Here is a 20,095-nt window from a genome sequence, read left to right as displayed (position 1 = left end):
ACTGCAAGGCTGGAAATCCGCCGAAAACCGGGAAAAAAGAACAGATTGGCGCAGCAGCTTCACCTGGTTTGCAGCACCCGTCCGTCTGTCATTGATCCGGAATGTTAGCGCCCTCAGCTTGCGTCAGGCCGATCCTTATCCCGACCGTGATGTGGACCTTCATTGCCCCAGAATCAAGTCGAGAAGCGTTGTTCTGCGCGGAGCCTGGGTCTGGCCGACCTCTCCGGGCGGAACGGGACCGGGTGAGCCGGTGACGTCCTGCGAGGGAACGGGCTCCAGCGGGTATTGCTCCGCCGTAACAGGCTCACCGGTGTAGCGCTCCTCGCCGCCGCCCTGCAGCACTTCCGAGATAATCGTACCGATCGTCATCGGCTCTTCGGTCGGTGCCGGCTCGAGGAAATCACCGCCTGGTAGCGGGGCAGGCGCCAGACCCTGATGTGCTGCCGTCATGAACTCGTGCCAGGCCTGGGCAGGCAGCCCGCCGCCGGTCACCTTCTTCATCGACTGGCCGTCGTCATTGCCGAACCAGATGCCGGTGGTCAGATTGCTCGTATAGCCGACGAACAGCGCATCACGGAAGGATTGCGTCGTCCCGGTCTTTCCGGCTGCCTCCCAGCCGGGCAGCTGGGCCTTCTTGCCGGTGCCATGATCGATGACGCTGCGCATCATCACGTTCATCGCCGCGACGACCCCGTCATTCAACACCTTCGGCGGCTCCAGATAATTGTTCTCGTAGAGCAGCGTACCATCCGCTTTCGAGATCCGGCGCACGATATGCGGTGTGGCCTTGTAGCCGCCGTTCATGAAGGGCGCATAGGCCGCCGTCAGCTCGAGCAGCGACACCTCGGATGTGCCGAGCGCGATCGAGGCATTGTTCTGCATGTCTGATTCGATGCCCATCCGGTGCGCGACCTTGATCACCTGCTCGGGACCAACCTCCATCACCAGCTGGGCTGCAATCGTGTTGAGCGATTCGGCGAGAGCCTGCGTTACGCTCACCGGTCCGCGATACTTTTCGTCGTAATTCTCCGGCGTCCAGGAGCCGATCCGGATCGGCGCATCGTTGCGCACCGAAGTCGGACGCAGACCGTTCTCGACCGCTGCCGCATAGACGAAGGGCTTGAAGGCCGAGCCCGGCTGGCGCTTGGCCTTGACCGCCCGGTTGAACTGGCTCTCGGCATAATCGCGCCCGCCGACCAGCGCGCGGATCGCGCCCGTCCCGTCGATCGACACGAGCGCCGCCTGCGAGGCATTGACCTTCTCGCCCTCGGCCTCCAGGGCCTCTGTCAGCGCCGCCTCCGCCTTCTTCTCCAGCGTCATGTCGATGGTCGTCTCGACCACGATGTCTTCGGTCACCTTGCCGATCAGCATGGTGACTTCGTCGCGCACGAGATCGGCGACATATTGCCCGGCACCGCTCCAGTAGCGCTTCGCCTTTGTCGGCGGCTGCGTCATCGCCGTCTTGATTTCGTCCTGAGTGATGTAACCCTCTTCGAGCATCGCCTGCAGCACGACCTGCGCGCGTGCCTCGGCCGCTTCCGGATCGCGCGCCGGCGACAGCCGTGACGGCGCCTTCAGCAGACCCGCCAGAAGCGCTGCCTCGCCGAGGTTCACGTCGCGCGCCGACTTGTTGAAATAGCGCCGTGCTGCGGCTTCCACGCCATAGGCATTGGAGCCAAAGAACACCCGGTTCAGATACATCGCCAGGATCTGGTCCTTGGTATATTTCTGCTCCAGCCAGAAGGCGAGCAACACTTCCTGCACCTTGCGCTCGATGGTCCGTTCCGGCGACAGGAAGAGGTTCTTGGCAAGCTGCTGCGTCAGCGTCGAACCACCCTGAACGGCCCGGCCGCTGGTCACATTGGTGACGATCGCGCGCGCCAGACCCAGCGGATCCACGCCGAAATGCGAATAGAAGCGCCGATCCTCGATCGCCATCACCGCCTGCGGGATGAAGGGCGACATTTCCTCGAGCGGCAGGGCCTCGCCACCGGTCGCGCCGCGATTGGCGATCAGCGTTCCCTCAACCGACACGATCTTCATGTTCGGCGGCCGCTCGGGGATCGACCAACTGCTGGCGCTGGGCATCTGCGAGCCGTAATAGGCAACAAGGCCAACTACGCCGATGCCGCACCAGATGGACAGCACGAAACCCCAGTAGATCAGCTTGCCGAGCCCGAACCCACCACCGCTCTTCGCCTTGCGGCTTTTCTGACCGGCCGATCTCCCGCGTTTTGCGGAGCTCGTCGCCTTTTTGCCACTGGCACGGGCCGCGCGTCCGCCGATAACGCGATCCTCGGCATCGAGACGGAAATCCTCGTCCTCGCGCTCGTCGTCAAAGCGCGGCTCGATGCGGTCGCGGGATTTTCCTCGGCTCACCATTGCGGTGATCTTGCTCCAGATGCTCGTGATGCGCGGCCCGTGGAGGACCCGCGCGGAAATCGCTTCAAGAAATCTCGGACGATCATGCCCCGTCGGTCGATGATCGCGCAAATGCAAAGTAAATGCGGCGATTTAAGGGGTGGTTAAAGCCCCGTAAACAAGCCTTGAACGCGCCGTGAGTTTACTGGCAGAGATCGGCCCACTCGCCGCCGACAAGTGACAGCATGCGCTCCGGCGCAATCCGCACGGCCGCATTCGTCGCGCCCGCCGCCGGCACGACTTCGTCGAAGGCCTTGAGCGACAGATCGCAATAGACCTTGAGCGGCGAGGGCAGGCCGAAGGGGCAGACGCCACCCACGGGATGGCTGGTCGCTTCGACGACGGCGTCTGCATCGAGCATACGCGGCTTGACCCCGAAGCGGTCCTTGAACTTGCGATTGTCGAGCCGCATCGTTCCCGCCGTAACCACCAGCACGACGTCTTCGCCGATCCTGAGGCAGATGGTCTTTGCGATCTGGTCCGGCTCGACGCCATGCGCCTCGGCCGCAAGCGGAACGGTGGCGGAACTCGCTTCGGTGACGATGACGGAGATGTCGGGTGCGTTTTCCCGGAAGAACTGGCGGACGGATTCGAGGCTCATGAGACAAGTCTATCCGCAGCCGACGAGGCATTTCAACCTGTGAGCCCACTTGAAAGACGCAAGCCGCGTCCCCATTTCAGGGTCACCAGACGATAGAGCGTTTGCGGAGATCCTATTACAGGAACTTCTGTGCGCTTAACCGGTTGTTAAGCATCCAGCGCGATCATCAAGATCCGGGATGCGGTTCACGAAGGTGGACCAACATCCGAGACATCGAATGGCACGTTTCCGTCCCTGACCACGGATGTACTGGCAGGTAGCGTTGAAGCGTAAAGGAAAGGCCGGTTTGTGACCGGCCTTTTTGCTTTTTTAGGTTTAGCCGTTCGCAAGCGCGTCGAGGATCCGGATCCACGATCGGATGCCCTTGTGGAACGAGTTGAGGTCATACTTCTCGTTCGGCGAATGGATGCGGTCATCGGTCAGGCCAAAGCCGACCAGCAGCGAATCCATGCCGAGCATCTTCTGGAAATCGCCGACGATCGGGATCGACCCGCCCATGCCGATGATCACGGCCGGTTTCGGCCATTCGTCCGAAAGCGCGTTCTTCGCCTTGGTCAGCTCAGGCGAATCATAGGACAGCTGAATGGCCGGCGAACCGCCATGCTCGTGAAACTCCACCTTGCAGTCGGCGGGAATGCGCGCCTGCACGAAATCGCGGAAGCTTTCGCGCACCTTGGCCGGATCCTGTGTGCCGACCAGGCGGAAGGAAATCTTCGCCGAGGCCTTGGCCGCAATCACGGTCTTGAAGCCTTCGCCGGTATAGCCGCCGATGATGCCGTTCACTTCCGCCGTCGGTCGCGCCCAGGTCAGTTCCAGCACGGAACGGCCCTTTTCACCGGCCGGGACCGACAGGCCCACTTCGCCGAGGAAGCTTTCTGCCGTCCGCCCCAGGCTCTCCCAGGAGGCCTTGATATTTGCCGGCGTCTCCTCGACACCATCGTAGAAGCCGGGAAGGGTGACCTTGCCGGTCTCGTCATGCAGGTCGGCCAGGATCTTGGTCAGGATGTGCACCGGATTGGCAGCCGCACCGCCGAAGAGACCCGAATGCAGATCGCGGTCGGCAGCGATGACAGTGACTTCTTCGCCGACGAGACCGCGCAGCGCCGCAGCGATCGCCGGCGTCTCGCGATCCCACATGCTGGTATCGCAGACCAGCGCGAAGTCGGCCTTCAGCTCGTCGGCATTGGCCGCCAGGAAGGGCTTCAACGACGGCGAACCGGATTCTTCTTCTCCCTCGAACAGGATCGTGATCTTCACCGGCAGCGAACCCTTCACCGCCTTGTAGGCGCGGCAGGCTTCGACGAAGGTCAGCAACTGCCCCTTGTCGTCAGACGTGCCGCGACCGGTGATCACCTTGCGGCCATCCTTCTCCTTGATGGCAGGCGCAAAGGGATCGTCTTCCCACAGATCCAGCGGATCGACCGGCTGCACGTCGTAATGGCCGTAGAAAAGCACATGCGGCGCGTCGGCCCGGTCAGCGGCGTGATGCGCCACCACCATCGGATGGCCGGGCGTGTCGCGCAGCGATGCGTCGAAACCGAGCTCGTTGAGAGCCGACACCAGCCACTCGCCGGCCTTGCGGCACTCGGCCTTGTAGGCCGTATCAGTCGAAATCGAGGGAATCCGCACGAGGTCGAACAGGCGCTCAAGGCTCTGCGGCAGGGCCTCGTCGGCCTTCGCGAGGATTGGGGAGAGATCGGTCATGGTCATGTCCTGCAATTTTGAAATTGCGGCGGACGATAGACCAAACCTCCCTGGGTTTCGAGGCGCATGGACCGCGAATTTTTCTCAAGGTGCCATCAAGATCCATTCACAGCTTGCGCGCATTGGCGATCGCCCAGCGGATGTATTCCTTCAGCAATTCCTTCTCGAACCGCCGGAAGCCCTGAAAGACGGCCTGCTCGGCCTCCTCGGCCGCCGCAAGCGCCTCCTCGCGCATGTCGCGCGCCTTGTCGGTCAGGAAAATCTGCTGTGCCCGCTTGTCCTTTGGGTGCGCCCGGCGTTCGATCAGCCCGTCGCGCTCCATGCGCGCAAGCGTATTGGCAATCGTCGCCTGCTCCACATCGACGCGGTCGAGAAGCTGCCTCTGCGTCAGCCCCTCTTCCTCCCAGAGTTCGATCAGGATCGGAAACTGTCCCGGCGAAAAGCCGAGTTTCGCCGCTCGCGTCTGCAGCGCCCGTGTAAAGCCGCGCGCCAGCTGGCTCGCCAGCCAGGTAGCGGATTCGGAGCGGTCAGGGGTCGTACGGTCATGGGCCATGGCGCTCGACACGGTGTCGCAGATTCGTCTGGTCGGAAGCATCGCATGCGATCCATTTCCGAGGCTGACTTATTTTGGGTTTTAGGGGCGGGAAGTGGAGGCCGTCGTGGCAAAAGGCGGGGGACTGCCACGACGGCTCCGGAATATGGGGACAAAGGCCCGGAGAGGGGGATAAGGCCTTTGCCCGAGTCTGAAGCGGCGGGGGACGAGCCTCTTTCAGACTACGGCGTGATCAGGCGCCGATGACTAGGATTTGTGATCCGGAATGTGGTTTTTCAAGGGAAGTCGGGATTACAAATCGGTAAGCTTTTCGTGATGGTTCGGTGGTGATCCGGCACGATCGTGTCCCATGGATGGCGAGCGTTTTTGCGGCAGCAGGGTCAAACCGTCATGGACGTTTCAGCCGCCCCGCGCTATCCATGCCGACATGAAAAAAGGCGATCATCTCTTCCTCGTCGACGGTTCGGGTTTCATCTTCCGCGCCTTCCACGCCATCCCGGCCCTCAACCGCAAGTCGGACGGCCTGCCCGTCAACGCGGTCTCCGGCTTCTGCAACATGCTGTGGAAGCTGCTGCGCGATGCGCGCAACACCAATGTCGGGGTGACGCCGACCCATCTCGCTGTGATCTTCGACTATTCGTCGACGACCTTCCGCAAGGAAATCTACCCGCTCTACAAGGCCAATCGCTCGGCCCCGCCGGAAGATCTGATCCCGCAATTCGGCCTGATCCGCCATGCGACCCGCGCCTTCAACCTGCCCTGCATCGAGACCGAAGGTTTCGAGGCTGACGACATCATCGCCACCTATGCCCGCCAGGCGGAAGCCGTCGGCGCCGATGTCACCATCGTCTCCTCCGACAAGGACCTGATGCAGCTCGTCACGCCGAACGTGCACATGTACGACGCGATGAAGGACAAGCAGATCGGCATTCCCGACGTCATCGAGAAATGGGGCGTGCCGCCGGAAAAGATGATCGATCTGCAGGCGATGACCGGCGATTCGACCGACAACGTGCCGGGCATTCCAGGCATCGGTCCGAAGACCGCCGCCCAGCTCTTGGAAGAATTCGGCGATCTGGAAACGCTGCTCGCCCGCGCCGGCGAGATCAAGCAGGTCAAGCGCCGCGAAAACATCGTCGCCAATGCCGAACTCGCGCGTGTCTCCCGCCAGCTCGTCGAACTGCGCACCGACGTGCCGCTCGACATGAAGCTCGAAGACCTGGTGCTCGAACCGCAGAACGGCCCGAAGCTCATCGCCTTCCTGAAGGCGATGGAGTTCACCACGCTGACGCGCCGTGTCGCCGAAGTCTGTGACTGCGATGCGTCCGCCATCGAACCCGCAGACGTCCCCGTCGAATGGGGTGATGCCGCTCGCGGCCCAGATCTCGATGCCGGAGATGCTCCCGCCGCCTCGTCTGCTCCTGCCACGGCACCATCTGCCACGCCGGCAGCCGCAACGACCGGCAGTCCTGACGGTAAAACCCCTGCCGATCTTGCGGCCAGCCGCGCCAACGCCTTCGCGGGCAAGCCGATCGATACCAGCGCCTATGTGACGATCCGCGACATCGCGACCCTGGAACGCTGGATCGCCGCTGCCCGCGAGACTGGCCTCGTTGCCTTCGACACCGAGACCACGTCTCTCGATCCGATGCAGGCGGAACTCGTCGGCGTTTCGCTCGCGATCCAGGACAATGTCGTATCCCCCGGCTCGACCGACATCCGCGCCGCCTATATCCCGCTGGCCCACAAGACCGGCGTCGGCGATCTGCTCGGCGGTGGTCATGCCGAGGGCCAGATCCCGATGAAGGAGGCGCTGGCTGCTCTGAAAGGGCTGCTGGAAGACCCTTCCGTATTGAAGGTCGCGCAGAACCTGAAATACGACTACCTGGTGATGAAGCGCCACGGCATCGTCATGCAGGCCTTCGACGACACCATGCTGATGTCCTACGTGCTCGACGCCGGCAAGGGCAATCACGGCATGGACGGCCTGTCGGAAAAGTGGCTCGGCCACATGCCAATCGCCTACAAGGATGTCGCCGGCTCCGGAAAGTCCTCCGTCACCTTCGACCTCATCGATATCGATCGCGCCACCGCCTATGCCGCCGAAGACGCCGATGTCACCCTCCGTCTCTGGCTGGTGCTCAAACCGCGCCTCGCCGCCGAGGGTCTCACCCGCATCTACGAGCGTCTGGAACGCCCGCTGGTGCCGGTACTCGCCCATATGGAAGAGCGCGGCATCACCGTTGACCGCCAGATCCTCTCGCGCCTGTCGGGCGAGCTTGCCCAGAAGGCCGCCGCTGCCGAGGATGAGGTCTATGAACTCGCCGGCGAGCGCTTCAACATCGGCTCGCCCAAGCAGCTCGGCGATATCCTCTTCGGCAGACTAGGCCTGCCCGGCGGGTCCAAGACCAAGACTGGCCAGTGGTCCACCTCCGCCCAGGTGCTGGAAGATCTTGCCGCCGAGGGGGCGCCCCTGCCGCGCAAGATCGTCGACTGGCGCCAGCTGACCAAGCTGAAATCCACCTATACGGACGCGCTTCCCGGATACATCCATCCGCAGACAAAACGCGTTCACACCGGCTATTCGCTCGCCTCGACGACCACCGGCCGCCTGTCGTCGTCAGAACCGAACCTGCAGAACATCCCGGTCCGCACCGCCGAAGGCCGCAAGATCCGTACGGCCTTCATCTCGACGCCGGGCCACAAGCTGCTTTCGGCCGACTACAGCCAGATCGAACTGCGCGTGCTCGCCCATGTCGCCGATATCCCGCAGCTGCGCCAGGCCTTTGCCGACGGTGTCGACATCCACGCGATGACCGCGTCGGAGATGTTCGGCGTGCCGGTCGAGGGCATGCCGTCGGAAGTCCGCCGCCGCGCCAAGGCGATCAACTTCGGCATCATCTACGGCATTTCCGCCTTCGGCCTTGCGAATCAGCTCGGCATCGAGCGCTCGGAGGCCGGCGACTACATCAAGAAGTATTTCGAGCGCTTCCCGGGCATCAAGGACTACATGGAGAGCACCAAGGCCTTCGCCCGTGAGCATGGCTATGTGGAAACCATCTTCGGCAGGCGCGCCCATTACCCGGAGATCAAGTCGTCCAACCCCTCCATGCGTGCCTTCAACGAGCGTGCCGCGATCAACGCGCCCATCCAGGGCTCGGCCGCCGATATCATCCGTCGTGCGATGATCCAGATCGAGCCGGCGCTTGCCGCAGCCGGTCTCTCGGAGCGTGTCCGCATGCTGCTGCAGGTGCATGACGAATTGATCTTCGAGGTCGAGGACGACGCCGTCGATGCCGCCATGCCTGTCATCGTCGACATCATGGAAAACGCCGCCATGCCGGCCGTCTCCATGCGCGTGCCGCTCAAGGTCGACGCCCGCGCCGCCCACAATTGGGACGAGGCGCATTGAGAATTTCCGGCCTCGCCGGTTAACGAAACACGGGGCCCGTTCGGCCCACAGGAGTATCAATCTTGGCCTTCAAGACCATCAACGGCAATGTCGTCCATTACGAGCTGATCGGCGAGGCGAAAGCCAAGAACCTGATCGTCTTCTCCAACGGGCTCGGCACCGATTTCCGCATCTGGCTGCCGCTCTTCGATGAGCTCGGCGATGATGTCTCGGTGCTGCTTTATGACAGCCGCGGCCACGGCCTGTCCGGCCATGCCGACAAGCCCTTCGGCATGGCCGATCTCGTCTCGGATCTCGCGGCCCTCTGCGACGAACTCGGCATTCGCAAGGCCACCTTTTGCGGCCTCTCCGTTGGCGGTCTCGTCTGCCAGGGCCTCTGGAAGGAACGACCGGATCTCTTACGCAAGCTCATTCTCTGCGACACCGCCCCGCGCATCGGGTCTGCCGAAATCTGGGCCGAGCGCATCGCCGGGATCGAGAAGGGCGGCCTGGACAGTGCTGCTGACAGTGCCATGGCGCGCTGGTTCACGCCGGCCTTTCACGAAGATCGCGCCGATGAACTTGCCGGCTACCGCCTGATGATGACACGCCAGTCCATCGCCGGCTATCTGTCGACCTGTGCGGCCCTGCGCGACACGGACTTTTCCGATGTCCTGCCGACCATCACGGTCCCCACGCTCTTCGTCGTCGGCGACCAGGACGGTTCGACGCCCCCCGCCACCGTCAAGGCCGCTGCCGATCTCGTGCCGGGCGCCCGTTTCGAAGAGATCGCGGATTGCGCCCATATCCCCTCGGTCGAACAGCCGGAAGCACTCGCCGATCTGATCCAGGGGTTCATGCGCAAGCAGTAGTCTCCACCTCCCCCTTGAGGGGGGAGGTCGCCGCAAAGCGGCGGGTGGGGGTGACACGTTTCCGATCGACCGGACGCTCACCCCACCCCGGGCCTTTGGCCCGACCCTCCCCCTCTAGCGGAGGGTAGTTTGCGCTCAATGCGCGCCAGACATGTCACCCAGCACTTCCTTGGAAGCCACGGTCGAATCCGCGTTCAGCTTGTAGATCATGGGAACGCCGGTCGCGAGATTGACGCCGAGGATCTGCTCCTTGGTCAGCTTGTCGAGCACCATGACCAGCGAGCGCAGCGAGTTGCCATGCGCTGCAACCAGCACCTTTTCGCCACGCAGCACGCGCGGCAGGATTTCGGTGAGATAATAGGGCCAGACGCGGGCACCGGTGTCGCGCAGGCTTTCGCCTCCCGGCGGCGGCACGTCGTAAGAGCGGCGCCAGATATGCACCTGCTCCTCGCCCCACTTGGCGCGCGCGTCGTCCTTGTTGAGACCCGAGAGATCGCCGTAGTCGCGCTCGTTCAGCGCCTGGTCCTTGATCGTCTCAAGACCCGTCTGGCCGACGTTTTCGAGGATGATGTTGCAGGTCTTCTGCGCGCGGGTGAGGACGGACGTGAACGCGATATCGAACTTGATGCCGTAATCGGCCAGCGCCTTGCCGCCGGCATTGGCTTCCTGCACGCCGAGTTCCGTCAGGTCCGGATCACGCCAGCCGGTAAACAGGTTCTTCAGGTTCCAGTCGCTCTGGCCATGGCGCACGAGCACGAGTGTACCGGTCATCGACAATTCCTCTCTTGACGATCAGGGGGTGGAGTTGAGCCCGAGCACGTCGAGCATGGTATAGCGGCCGGGTTTCTTGTCCCGGGCCCAGGTGGCGGCCTTCAGCGCGCCACGGGCAAACAGCGAACGGTCGGCAGCGCTGTGAGAGAGCGTGACGATCTCGCCTTCGCTGGCAAACAGCACCTGATGCTCCCCGATCACCGAGCCGCCGCGCAGTGTGGCAAAGCCGATCGAGCCTTCCTCGCGCGGTCCGGTATGGCCATCGCGCACGCGGACCGAATGATCGGCAAGCGAAATGCCACGGCCCTCGGCCGCTGCTTCGCCGAGCAGAAGCGCGGTCCCCGAGGGCGCGTCGACCTTGTGCTTGTGGTGCATTTCGAGCACCTCGATATCCCAGCCGGCCGCATCGAGCGCGCGCGCCGCCTGCTTGATCAGAACCGAAAGCAGATTGACGCCAAGGCTCATATTGCCCGACTTCACCACACGTGCATGACGTGCCGCCGCGTCGATCTTCTCCTCGTGCTCCGGCAGGCAGCCGGTCGTGCCGATCACATGCACGATCCGCGCCTGCGCCGCGAGCGCTGCAAATTCGACGGTCGAAGCCGGTGTCGTGAAGTCGATGACGCCATCGGCATGCAGGAAAGCCGCCAGCGGATCGTCGGTGACGGCAACGCCAAGCTTGGGCACGCCTGCCAGTTCGCCCGCATCCTGGCCGAGAGCGGCAGAGCCGGTCCGCTCGACGGCGGCATGCAGGACAAGACCCGGCGTTTCGCTGATCAGTTTGATCAGCGTCTTCCCCATGCGACCGGCGGCACCGACGACGACGAGCTTCATGGGCGTATCCATGCGCGATTATTCCTGGCTGCTGTGCTGGCCGTTGGAAGCGGCCTGAAGGTTGTTGAGGCGAGCGTAAAGACCGCCCGGCTGCTGTGCAAGGCTCTCATGGGTGCCTTCTTCCGCCACCTGACCATCCTGCATGACGATGATCTTGTCGGCATTCACGACGGTGGAAAGCCGGTGCGCGATGACGATGACGGTGCGCCCGGCCATGGCGGCATCGAGCGCCTGCTGCACGGCAGCCTCCGATTCGGTATCGAGCGCCGAGGTCGCTTCGTCGAGCAGCAGGATCGGCGCATTGCGTACCAGCGCACGGGCAATCGAAAGCCGCTGCCGCTGGCCGCCGGAAAGCGTGATGCCGTTCTCACCGACGGGCGTGTCGTAGCCCTGCGGCTGCGCCAGGATGAAGTCATGGGCATTTGCCAGCCGTGCCGCATCCTCGATTTCGGCATCGGTCGCCTCCGGGCGCCCGTAGCGGATGTTGTCGCGGATCGAGCCCTCGAACAGGTAGGGCTGCTGCGAGACATAGGCGAGATGACGTCGAAGCGACGACTTCGTCACATCGGCGATATTCTGACCATCGATCAGGATCTCGCCTTCCTCCGGGTCGTAGAAGCGTGGCACCAGCGTGATCACGGTCGACTTGCCGGCGCCCGACGGGCCAACCAGCGCGGTTGTCTTGCCGCCTTCGGCCGTGAAGCTCAGATTTCGCAAGGTCGGTTCGTTCGAACCATAGGCGAAGGTGACGTTGCGAAACTCGATCTTCGCCCCGTTGACCGCAATCTGCCTGGCGCCGTCCTTGTCCTGCTGGTTGGGCTGCGTATCGAGGATCTCGTAGATCATCCGCGCATTGACAGCGGCGCGTTCCATGAACACCTGCAGGCGCGCCAGCCGCTTGGCCGGCTCATACGCCAACAGCAGCGCGGTCACGAAGGAGAAGAAGGCGCCCGGCAAAACGCCGCCATAGATCGACTGATAGGCTGCATAGACCATGACGCCGGAAATCGAGAGGCCCGCAAGGCTTTCGGTCAGCGGGCCATTGCGTTCGCTAAGGCGGGCGATCCGGTTGGCACGGCCCTCGGCGGCATCGATCGTCGACTGGATCTTGTTCTCCAGCTGGCTTTCCATGGTGAAGGCCTTGACGATCGCAATGCCCTGGACCGCCTCCTGGATGGCCCCGAGTACATGCGAATTTAGGATGACGGATTCCTTCGTCGCGCTGCGCAGGCGCCGGGAAATGTAGCGAAGGCCGAGGAAGAGCGGCGGCGCCACGGTAAACACGATCAGCGACAGAACGATGTCCTGATAGAGCATCACGCCGAGAAGCGCGATCAGTGTCATGAGATCCCGCGCCAGCGAGGTGATCGTCATGTTCAGGACATCGCGGATCCCGTTGATGTTTTCATTGATCTGCGCGGCGAGCCGGGCCGAGCGCGCTTCGCTGAAATAGCCGATTGAAAGCGACATCAGATGCGAAAACAGCCGCCGCTGGTAGCGCGCCACGATGTTGTTACCGATCGTCGAAAGCGTCACGGCCTGCCCATAGCCGGCGAAACCGCGAATCACGAAGGCGGCGAAGATCGACCCGCAGATGATCCAGACCAGATCGGCGCGCCGGTTGGCGAAGGCCTCGTTGATGACGGCTTCCATGATCCAGGCCGTGAAAGCGGTCGTCAGCGCAACCGTGACCAGGCAGACGATGGCGAAGGCATACCCGCCCACATGCTGTCGCCCGTTCTCGGCGATGACGCGCTTGAGGACGGCGGAGACGCTGTCCATGTTGGGTTTCTCGGTCTGGCTGTCCTGGGCGTCCAAAAAAGAGTGTCCTGTGCTGTTGCCGTCCATGCCCCTGCCGGGCGCCGCCGCTCTATAGCCAGTCGCGGCGCCTTTGGCCATAGAGGGCCGGCAGGCAGGCCTTCAGCGCCAGTGGCGCCCCTCGGTCGCAAGCCCGAAATCAGAAGGCGCGGTCGCATAGGCGGCCAGTCCGTGCAGAGCGGCCTGCGGATGGGTAACGACGAAGGTCGGGATCCCGTGCATCACCGCCTGATGCGGCGCCTTGTCCTCGAAGGCGGCGCGGAATTCGCCGCTCTGCAACGCCGGCAGGATCTTCGGTGAAATGCCGCCGGCCAGGAACACGCCGCCCTTGGCCATGAAGATCAGCGCCAGATCGCCCGCAACCCTGCCGAGATAGGTGGCAAACAGGCTGAGCGCTTCACCCGCCAGTGCATCCGCCCCGGAAATGCCGGAGGTCGAAACCTGGGCCGGATCCTCATAGCGTGGCGTCAGGTTCCCGTCGGCCTTGCAGAGCGCCCGGTAGATGTTCATGAGGCCACGGCCGGACAGAAGCTCCTCCGCCGAAATCCGCCCGAGCGTCGCGTTCGGATCGCGCACCGGTGTCAGATACGGCCAGATCTGGTGGTCGCGTGCCGTGCGCGGACCGACGTCCACATGCCCGCCTTCGCCCGGAACCGGGAACCACATGTCGCGCGCCCTGACAAGGCCGGCAACGCCTAGCCCCGTGCCGGGGCCGAGCACGACGCGCGAGCCGATCGGCGCCTCGCTGAGCGAACCCAGATGTTGCCGGTCCTCGACGCCAAGCGTCGCGGCGGCCAGCGCCTGCGCCTCGAAGTCATTGAGCAGCAGAACCTCCGAAAAGCCGAGATCTGCCATCAGCACTTTGGGGCGCACAATCCAGGGACAATTGGTCAGCGGCACTTCATCGCCCTTGATCGGGCCGGCCAGCGCCAGGATCAGCGAGCGCGGCTTGTGGCTCGTGGTTTCCAGCACGCAGGTGCGGATCGCCTCGTCGATCGTGGGGAAATTCTTGTTCACCACATTCGGGAAGCTGATCGCCTCACCGCTTTCGTCGATCAGGATCGAAAAGCGGGCATTGGTGCCGCCGATATCGCCGATCAGGATCGGGAAGGGGAGTTTGTCGTCACGCTGTGTCTTGGCCATGGTCTGTCCGGTCTAGGGCCCTGCTGCTCAGGCAGTGAGGGTCTGCATCAGGATGTCGGCGGTTGCGAGGTTCAGCGCCATCGGAATGTCGTAGACGGTCGCAAGCCGCATCAGCGCCTTGACATCCACATCATGGGGCATCGGAGTCAAGGGGTCGACGAAGAAGACGAGCATGTCCACTTCACCCGTCGAGATCAGCGCACCGATCTGCTGGTCGCCGCCGAGCGGCCCGCTTTTCAGTCGTGTCACATCGAGTTCGGGCACGGCATCCTTGATCCGCCCGCCCGTCGTTCCCGTCGCCACGATTCGCCAGTTCATCAGCTTGGCCTGGTGACGCTTGGCGAACTCCGCCATGTCGTCCTTCTTCTGGTCATGCGCGATCAGGGCGATGCAACGGGTGCGGCTCACGACGGGTCCCCAACTGATTTAAATCGATTTGATCCACCCATCTAGCGCAGGCGCACGGACTTGAAAAGGCACCCTTTCAGAGTGCCGTGCCTACCAGCCGGTTGGGCGGGCGGCGGGCACGGGGACCACGGCCGGCAGCTCGAAAGCCTGCTGCGATGCCGGAGCGGGAGCCGCAAATGCCGAAGCCGCGCTGCCGGGCATCACCCCTCCATCAGCCTGATAGGTGACTTCGAGCTCGCTTGCCGGCCCCCGTGCGTCAAGCACCATGGCGCATGCCTTCGGCAGATCGGAAACCTGCATGGCGCGCGGCTTCGGCGCAGGCTTTGCGTTCGGGTCTTTCTTCGGCGCCGCCCAGGGCTCCTTGGTAAACCACCACGCAAGCGACTGGTCGCAACCGTCGCCGGGCGGCACGGCCGCCTGCGGCTTGCAGCCGGCAGCGCCGTCCGGGCAGCGCATGCGGATATGGAAATGTGCATCATGGCCATAGATCGGCCGGATCTTGCCGAGCACCGCCCTGTCGCCCGTCCAGGTGTCGCAAAGCTTCTTCTTGATCGCCGGATTGACGAAGATGCGCTCCACCTGCGGATAGCTGGCCGCCTGCACCACAAGCCGCGCATGGGTATTGGTCCAGAGCCTTCTGTCGACGGTGAGAAACTTGTCCTTCTCCAGCATCGAGGTAAAGGGCATCTCCTCGCGCTGCTGCGGGGAAAGCGGATTGGCCGGCTTCGGCGTGAACCAGATATCGGCATCAAGCCCGATCTGATGCGAGGCATGGCCCGAAAGCATCGGTCCGCCGCGCGGCTGCGAGATATCGCCGATCAGGATGCCGGAACCCCAGCCGAGCTGCACGGCATCTTTCGAGAAGCGCTCGAGCAGCGCGATCATGTCCGGGTGGCCCCAACGGCGATTGCGCGAAAGCCGCATCGCCTGCCAGGTCGGTCCGTCGGTCGGGATGGCGACAGCGCCTGCAATGCAGCCCTTGGCATAGGAGCCGTAAGGCGAGGGGGCCGCCTTCGCCGGCAGCGCCATGCCGCCAAACAATTCCTTGGCAGGTCGTCCTTCCGCAAAGGCCGTATCGCTGACGGCGCCGGCAAAGGCCGCCGCGAGCATCAGGGCCGTGGCCATCGGGCGCGTGCCCCAGGTCTTCTTCATCGTGCGCATGTCCCCGGTCTGTCCGAACCTCACCCCGCGCATCGTCGCCGGGTGAATCACCTGTCATTCTAGCCTGAAACGGAAATGGGGTGAATCTGCGGAAGCTCAGATGCTCACATCTGTGTCAGTCCCCTGTTTTTTGCCGGACATTGCCTTATTCTGCTCTGCAACAAAAGCAAATCAGGGGATGTTGGCGATGGGTCTGAACAGGATGGGCGTGGCAGTCTGGGGCTTGGTGGCATTGCTCGCAGGGCCGCCCTCACTGGCCATCGCGCAGGAACCGGCCGAGCCGTTCCGGCATGGCGTGGCGATTGTCGGCGATCTCAAATACCCCGCTGGCTTCGAGCACTTCGACTACGTGAATCCCGCCGCCCCGAAGAGCGGTACGCTTCGGATGTCCTCTACGGGCACCTTCGACACCTTCAATCCGGTGCTGAACCGGGGTGAGGTGGCGCCCGGGCTTGCAACCGTCTTCGACACACTGCTGAAGGATTCGGACGACGAAGTGTCGGCGGCTTACGGCCTTCTGGCGGAAGGCGTCTCCTTCCCGGCCGATTTTTCCAGCGCCACCTTTCGACTGCGTGCGGAAGCCCGCTTCGCCGATGGAGAACCGGTCAAGCCAGAGGACGTGATCTTCAGCTTCGAGAAGCTGAAGGAGCTGAATCCGCTCTATACCAGCTACTACAGCCATGTGATTTCGGCAGAAAAGACCGGCGAGCGGGATGTGACCTTCCGCTTCGACCAGAAGAACAACCGCGAACTGCCGATGATCCTGGGACAGTTCCCCGTCGTGCCGAAGCATTGGTGGGAGGGGAACGGCCCCGATGGCAAGCCGCGCGATATCTCCCGCACGACGCTGGAGCCCGTCCTGGGATCGGGACCCTACAAGATCGCCGAATTCAAGGCCGGCGCCACCATCCGCTATGAATTGCGCGACGATTACTGGGCGAAGGATCTCAACGTCAACCGCGGCTACAACAACTTCAAGGACGTCACCTACACGATGTTCGGCGACCGCGACGTCGAGTTCGAAGCCTTCCGCTCGGGCAATACCGATTTCTGGCAGGAAACGCGTGCGGCCCGCTGGGCGACCGGCTTCGATTTCCCCGCCGCGCAGGATGGTCGTGTGAAGAGGGAAGAGTTTGAAAATCCCTTCCGCGCCACGGGCGTGATGCAGGCTCTTGTGCCGAATATGCGGCGTGACCTGTTCAAGGATCAGCGTGTGCGCGAAGCCTTGAACTACGCCTTCGACTACGAGGAGCTGAACCGAACCGTCTTCTTCAACGCCTATCAGCGCGTCGACAGCTTCTTTTTCGGCACCGAACTCGCTTCCACTGGCCTGCCTGAGGGCAAGGAGCTGGAGCTGCTGACAAGCCTGAAGGACAAGGTCCCGGCTTCCGTCTTCGACACCCCGTTCAAGAACCCGGTCGGCGGAACGCCGCAGGCCTCGCGCGACAATCTTCGCAAGGCGGTCGAATTGTTCAAGCAGGCGGGCTACGAGCTGCGCGGCAATGCCATGGTGAACTCCGCAACGGGCCAGCCCTTCCGTTTCGAGCTCCTGCTGCCAAGCCCTCAGCTTGAGGTCGTGGCCGTCCCCTACCAGCAGCAACTGCGCAAGATCGGCGTCGAGATGGCGGTGCGCACCGTCGATGACAGCCAGTACACCAACCGTACCCGGACCTTCGACTATGACATGACCTGGGTCGTTTGGGCTCAGACGCTCAACCCCGGCAACGAACAGCGCAATTACTGGGGCTCGTCCACGGCCAACAAGGAGGGCTCGCGAAACTATGCCGGTATCGCCGATCCTGCCGTCGACGCCCTGATCGAGAAGATCATCTTCCCGGCCGACCGCGCCGAGCAGATCGCCGCCGCCAAGGCCATGGATCGCGTTCTGCTCGCCCACGACTATGTCATCCCGCTCTATTACGGTCGGACGGCTCGCTATGCCTATTGGGACAAGTTCGAACATCCGCCCGAGCTGCCGACCTATAGCACCGGCTTTCCCAGCATCTGGTGGGCCAAGGCCCCGTGATGTCGCCGCGGGGCTTGCGCCGCCTGCATGAGACTCTAGGAATGGAGGGGACGAATCGCGGTGAGACGGAGCGGCTGATATTGGCGGACGAAACGAGACTGGACATCGTGGGCAGACCTGACCGGAAACGGGAGCGCCGCGCATGACGGCCTATATCCTCCGCCGCCTGCTTTTGATGATCCCGACCATGATCGGCATCATGGGCATCTCCTTCATCGTCATCCAGTTTGCACCCGGCGGCCCTGTTGAGCAGGTCATCGCCCAGCTGAGCGGCCAGGGAGACAGCGCCGACGCCCGCCTGTCTGGCGGCGGTGACATGCTGAACCAGCAGGTGGGCACGGAGGAGGGCGGCTCAAGCTATCGCGGCGCTCAGGGTCTCGATCCCGAACTGATTGCCAAGCTCGAACAGCAGTTCGGCTTCGACAAGCCGCCGCTGGAGCGCTTCCTCGAAATGATGTGGAACTACATCCGCTTCGATTTCGGCGAGAGCTTCTTCCGCAACACCTCGGTCATCGACCTGATCATCGAAAAGCTGCCGGTGTCGATCTCGCTCGGCCTCTGGGTGCTCCTGATTTCCTATGCTATCTCGATCCCGCTCGGCATCCGCAAGGCGGTCGCCGACGGCTCGCGTTTCGATGTCTGGACCTCCGGCATCATCGTTATCGGTTATGCCGTCCCGGGCTTCCTCTTTGGCATCCTGCTGATCGTGCTCTTCGCCGGCGGCTCCTTCTTCGACTGGTTTCCGCTTCGGGGACTGACCTCCGACAATTTCGACGAATTGTCCTGGTGGCAGAGGATCCTCGACTACTTCTGGCACCTCGCTTTGCCGCTGACCGCCCTGCTGCTCTCGGCCTTCGCGACCACCACGCTTTTGACGAAGAACTCCTTCATCGATGAGATCAAGAAGCAGTATGTGGTGACCGCCCGCGCCAAGGGGCTCGGTGAGCGTCAGGTGCTCTATGGCCATGTCTTCCGCAACGCCATGCTGATCGTCATTGCCGGCCTGCCGGGGGCCTTCATCTCCGCCTTCTTCACCGGCTCGCTTTTGATCGAGAACATCTTCTCGCTCGATGGCCTTGGCCGTCTTGGCTACCTCGCGATCGTCAACCGCGACTATCCGATCGTCTTTGCCACGCTCTACATCTTTTCGCTGATGGGCCTCGTCATCGGCCTGATCTCCGACCTGATCTACACCTGGATCGACCCGCGCATCGATTTCGACCGGAGGGACGTCTGATGTCCGCCGTCGAGACCGCAACCATCGCCCCGCCGAAAAAGGGTTGGCTCAATCCCACCAACCGCCGTCGCCTTGAGAATTTCAAGGCGAACCGCCGCGGTTTCTGGTCCTTCTGGATCTTTATGGTCCTCTTCGTCCTCAGCCTGTTTGCCGAGTTCATCGCCAATGACAAGCCTGTGATCGCGTCCTACAAGGGCGAGATCCTGTTCCCTGTGCTCGTCGACTACCCCGAAGAAAAATTCGGCGGCTTCCTCGCGGTCACCGACTACCGCTCGCCCTTCATATCAGATGAGATCAACGCCAATGGCTGGATGGTCTGGCCGCCGATCCGCTATTCTTACCGCACGGTCAATTCCGAAGTGCCCCACTCCGCACCAACTGCGCCCTTCTGGCTGATGGACAAGGAAACCCGCTGTGCCGCCTATCCTTTGAAGGCCGAAGATCCGAACTGCGTGCTCGGCAACATGAACTGGCTCGGCACCGACGACCAGGCGCGTGATGTCATGGCCCGGATGATCTACGGCTTCCGCATCTCGATCCTCTTTGGCCTGGCACTGACGCTTGCGTCTGCCGCGATCGGGGTGACGGCCGGTGCCGTCCAGGGCTATTTCGGCGGCTGGACCGACCTTCTGATGCAGCGCTTCATCGAGATCTGGTCGTCGATGCCGGTGCTCTACATCCTGCTCATTATCGCAGCCATCCTGCCGCCCGGCTTCTTCGTCCTGCTCGGCATCATGCTGCTCTTCTCCTGGGTCGGCTTCGTCGGCATCGTGCGCGCCGAATTCCTGCGGGCCCGCAATTTCGAATATGTCAACGCAGCCCGCGCGCTCGGCGTCGGCAATGGCACGATCATGTTCCGCCACCTGCTGCCGAATGCCATGGTCGCGACCCTGACCTTCCTGCCCTTCATCCTCTCGGGCTCGATCACCACGCTCACCTCGCTCGACTTCCTCGGCTTCGGCATGCCCCCCGGCTCGCCCTCGCTCGGCGAACTCATCGCCCAGGGCAAACGAAACCTCCAGGCCCCCTGGCTCGGCCTCACCGCCTTCTTCACCATGTCGATCATGCTCTCGCTCCTGATCTTCATCGGCGAAGCCGTGCGCGATGCGTTCGATCCCAGGAAGACCTTCCGATGAGTGCGGGTTCGTCATGGAG

Annotated in this window: 15 protein-coding genes; 5 read left to right on the top strand and 10 right to left on the bottom strand. The window is 63.0% G+C overall.

What is annotated here, in order from left to right:
* Nucleotides 1-159: 159 nt before the first annotated feature.
* From AC1PUL_RS17180 to AC1PUL_RS17165, 4 genes are all read right to left on the bottom strand, one after another.
* Nucleotides 160-2,382: a transglycosylase domain-containing protein gene (locus tag AC1PUL_RS17180; protein ID WP_480465307.1), complete on the bottom strand. Its 2,223-nt coding sequence runs from the start codon at nt 2,380-2,382 to the stop codon at nt 160-162.
* Nucleotides 2,383-2,563: 181 nt separating this feature from the next.
* Nucleotides 2,564-3,022, bottom strand: coding sequence for a YbaK/EbsC family protein (locus AC1PUL_RS17175; protein ID WP_480465306.1), 459 nt, complete (start codon nt 3,020-3,022; stop codon nt 2,564-2,566).
* Nucleotides 3,023-3,337: 315 nt separating this feature from the next.
* Nucleotides 3,338-4,726, bottom strand: coding sequence for a dipeptidase (locus AC1PUL_RS17170; RefSeq protein WP_480465305.1), 1,389 nt, complete (start codon nt 4,724-4,726; stop codon nt 3,338-3,340).
* Between the two features lie 106 nt (nt 4,727-4,832).
* Nucleotides 4,833-5,279 (bottom strand): MarR family winged helix-turn-helix transcriptional regulator, encoded by a 447-nt coding sequence (locus AC1PUL_RS17165; protein WP_480468617.1) that lies wholly within the window; start codon nt 5,277-5,279, stop codon nt 4,833-4,835.
* Between the two features lie 427 nt (nt 5,280-5,706).
* On the opposite strand from AC1PUL_RS17165, the gene polA reads away from it, so the two are divergent.
* Both polA and pcaD read left to right on the top strand, forming a co-directional pair.
* Complete coding sequence (gene polA, locus AC1PUL_RS17160; protein ID WP_480465304.1) at nt 5,707-8,691, top strand: DNA polymerase I; 2,985 nt, start codon at nt 5,707-5,709, stop codon at nt 8,689-8,691.
* 62 nt (nt 8,692-8,753) lie between these two features.
* Nucleotides 8,754-9,542, top strand: a complete 789-nt coding sequence (pcaD, locus tag AC1PUL_RS17155) for a 3-oxoadipate enol-lactonase (protein WP_480465303.1) — start codon at nt 8,754-8,756, stop codon at nt 9,540-9,542.
* Between the two features lie 135 nt (nt 9,543-9,677).
* On the opposite strand, the gene AC1PUL_RS17150 is transcribed toward pcaD, so the two are convergent.
* From AC1PUL_RS17150 to mepA, 6 genes are all read right to left on the bottom strand, one after another.
* A complete protein-coding gene (locus AC1PUL_RS17150) occupies nt 9,678-10,313 on the bottom strand; it encodes a 2,3-bisphosphoglycerate-dependent phosphoglycerate mutase (protein WP_480465302.1) in 636 nt (211 codons plus the stop codon).
* A 21-nt stretch (nt 10,314-10,334) separates the two neighbouring features.
* A complete protein-coding gene (gene dapB, locus AC1PUL_RS17145; RefSeq protein ID WP_480468616.1) occupies nt 10,335-11,147 on the bottom strand; it encodes a 4-hydroxy-tetrahydrodipicolinate reductase in 813 nt (270 codons plus the stop codon).
* Nucleotides 11,148-11,165: 18 nt separating this feature from the next.
* On the bottom strand, nt 11,166-12,929 hold the full coding sequence (locus AC1PUL_RS17140; RefSeq protein ID WP_480465301.1) for an ABC transporter ATP-binding protein: 1,764 nt from the start codon (nt 12,927-12,929) through the stop codon (nt 11,166-11,168).
* A gap of 138 nt (nt 12,930-13,067) precedes the next feature.
* A complete protein-coding gene (locus AC1PUL_RS17135; RefSeq protein ID WP_298465774.1) occupies nt 13,068-14,108 on the bottom strand; it encodes a glucokinase in 1,041 nt (346 codons plus the stop codon).
* Nucleotides 14,109-14,135: 27 nt separating this feature from the next.
* Complete coding sequence (locus AC1PUL_RS17130) at nt 14,136-14,516, bottom strand: methylglyoxal synthase (RefSeq protein WP_166600126.1); 381 nt, start codon at nt 14,514-14,516, stop codon at nt 14,136-14,138.
* Between the two features lie 90 nt (nt 14,517-14,606).
* Complete coding sequence (mepA, locus tag AC1PUL_RS17125; RefSeq protein WP_480468615.1) at nt 14,607-15,626, bottom strand: penicillin-insensitive murein endopeptidase; 1,020 nt, start codon at nt 15,624-15,626, stop codon at nt 14,607-14,609.
* A gap of 238 nt (nt 15,627-15,864) precedes the next feature.
* Between mepA and AC1PUL_RS17120 the strand changes: the two genes are divergently transcribed.
* The 3 genes from AC1PUL_RS17120 (at nt 15,865) to AC1PUL_RS17110 (ending at nt 20,076) form a co-directional block, all read left to right on the top strand.
* Nucleotides 15,865-17,703 carry an extracellular solute-binding protein gene (locus AC1PUL_RS17120; protein WP_480465300.1) on the top strand — a complete coding sequence of 613 codons (1,839 nt, stop codon included), beginning with the start codon at nt 15,865-15,867 and terminating at the stop codon, nt 17,701-17,703.
* A 142-nt stretch (nt 17,704-17,845) separates the two neighbouring features.
* Nucleotides 17,846-18,940: a microcin C ABC transporter permease YejB gene (locus AC1PUL_RS17115; RefSeq protein ID WP_480465299.1), complete on the top strand. Its 1,095-nt coding sequence runs from the start codon at nt 17,846-17,848 to the stop codon at nt 18,938-18,940.
* Nucleotides 18,940-20,076 carry an ABC transporter permease gene (locus AC1PUL_RS17110; protein WP_480465298.1) on the top strand — a complete coding sequence of 379 codons (1,137 nt, stop codon included), beginning with the start codon at nt 18,940-18,942 and terminating at the stop codon, nt 20,074-20,076. The genes AC1PUL_RS17115 and AC1PUL_RS17110 overlap by 1 nt, the downstream gene beginning before the upstream one ends.
* Nucleotides 20,077-20,095: the final 19 nt, after the last annotated feature.

The sequence above is a fragment of the Rhizobium sp. P43 genome (assembly GCF_056730705.1).
Note: the sequence above shows the minus strand (reverse complement) of the source record. Positions and strands in the feature narration are given on the sequence as shown.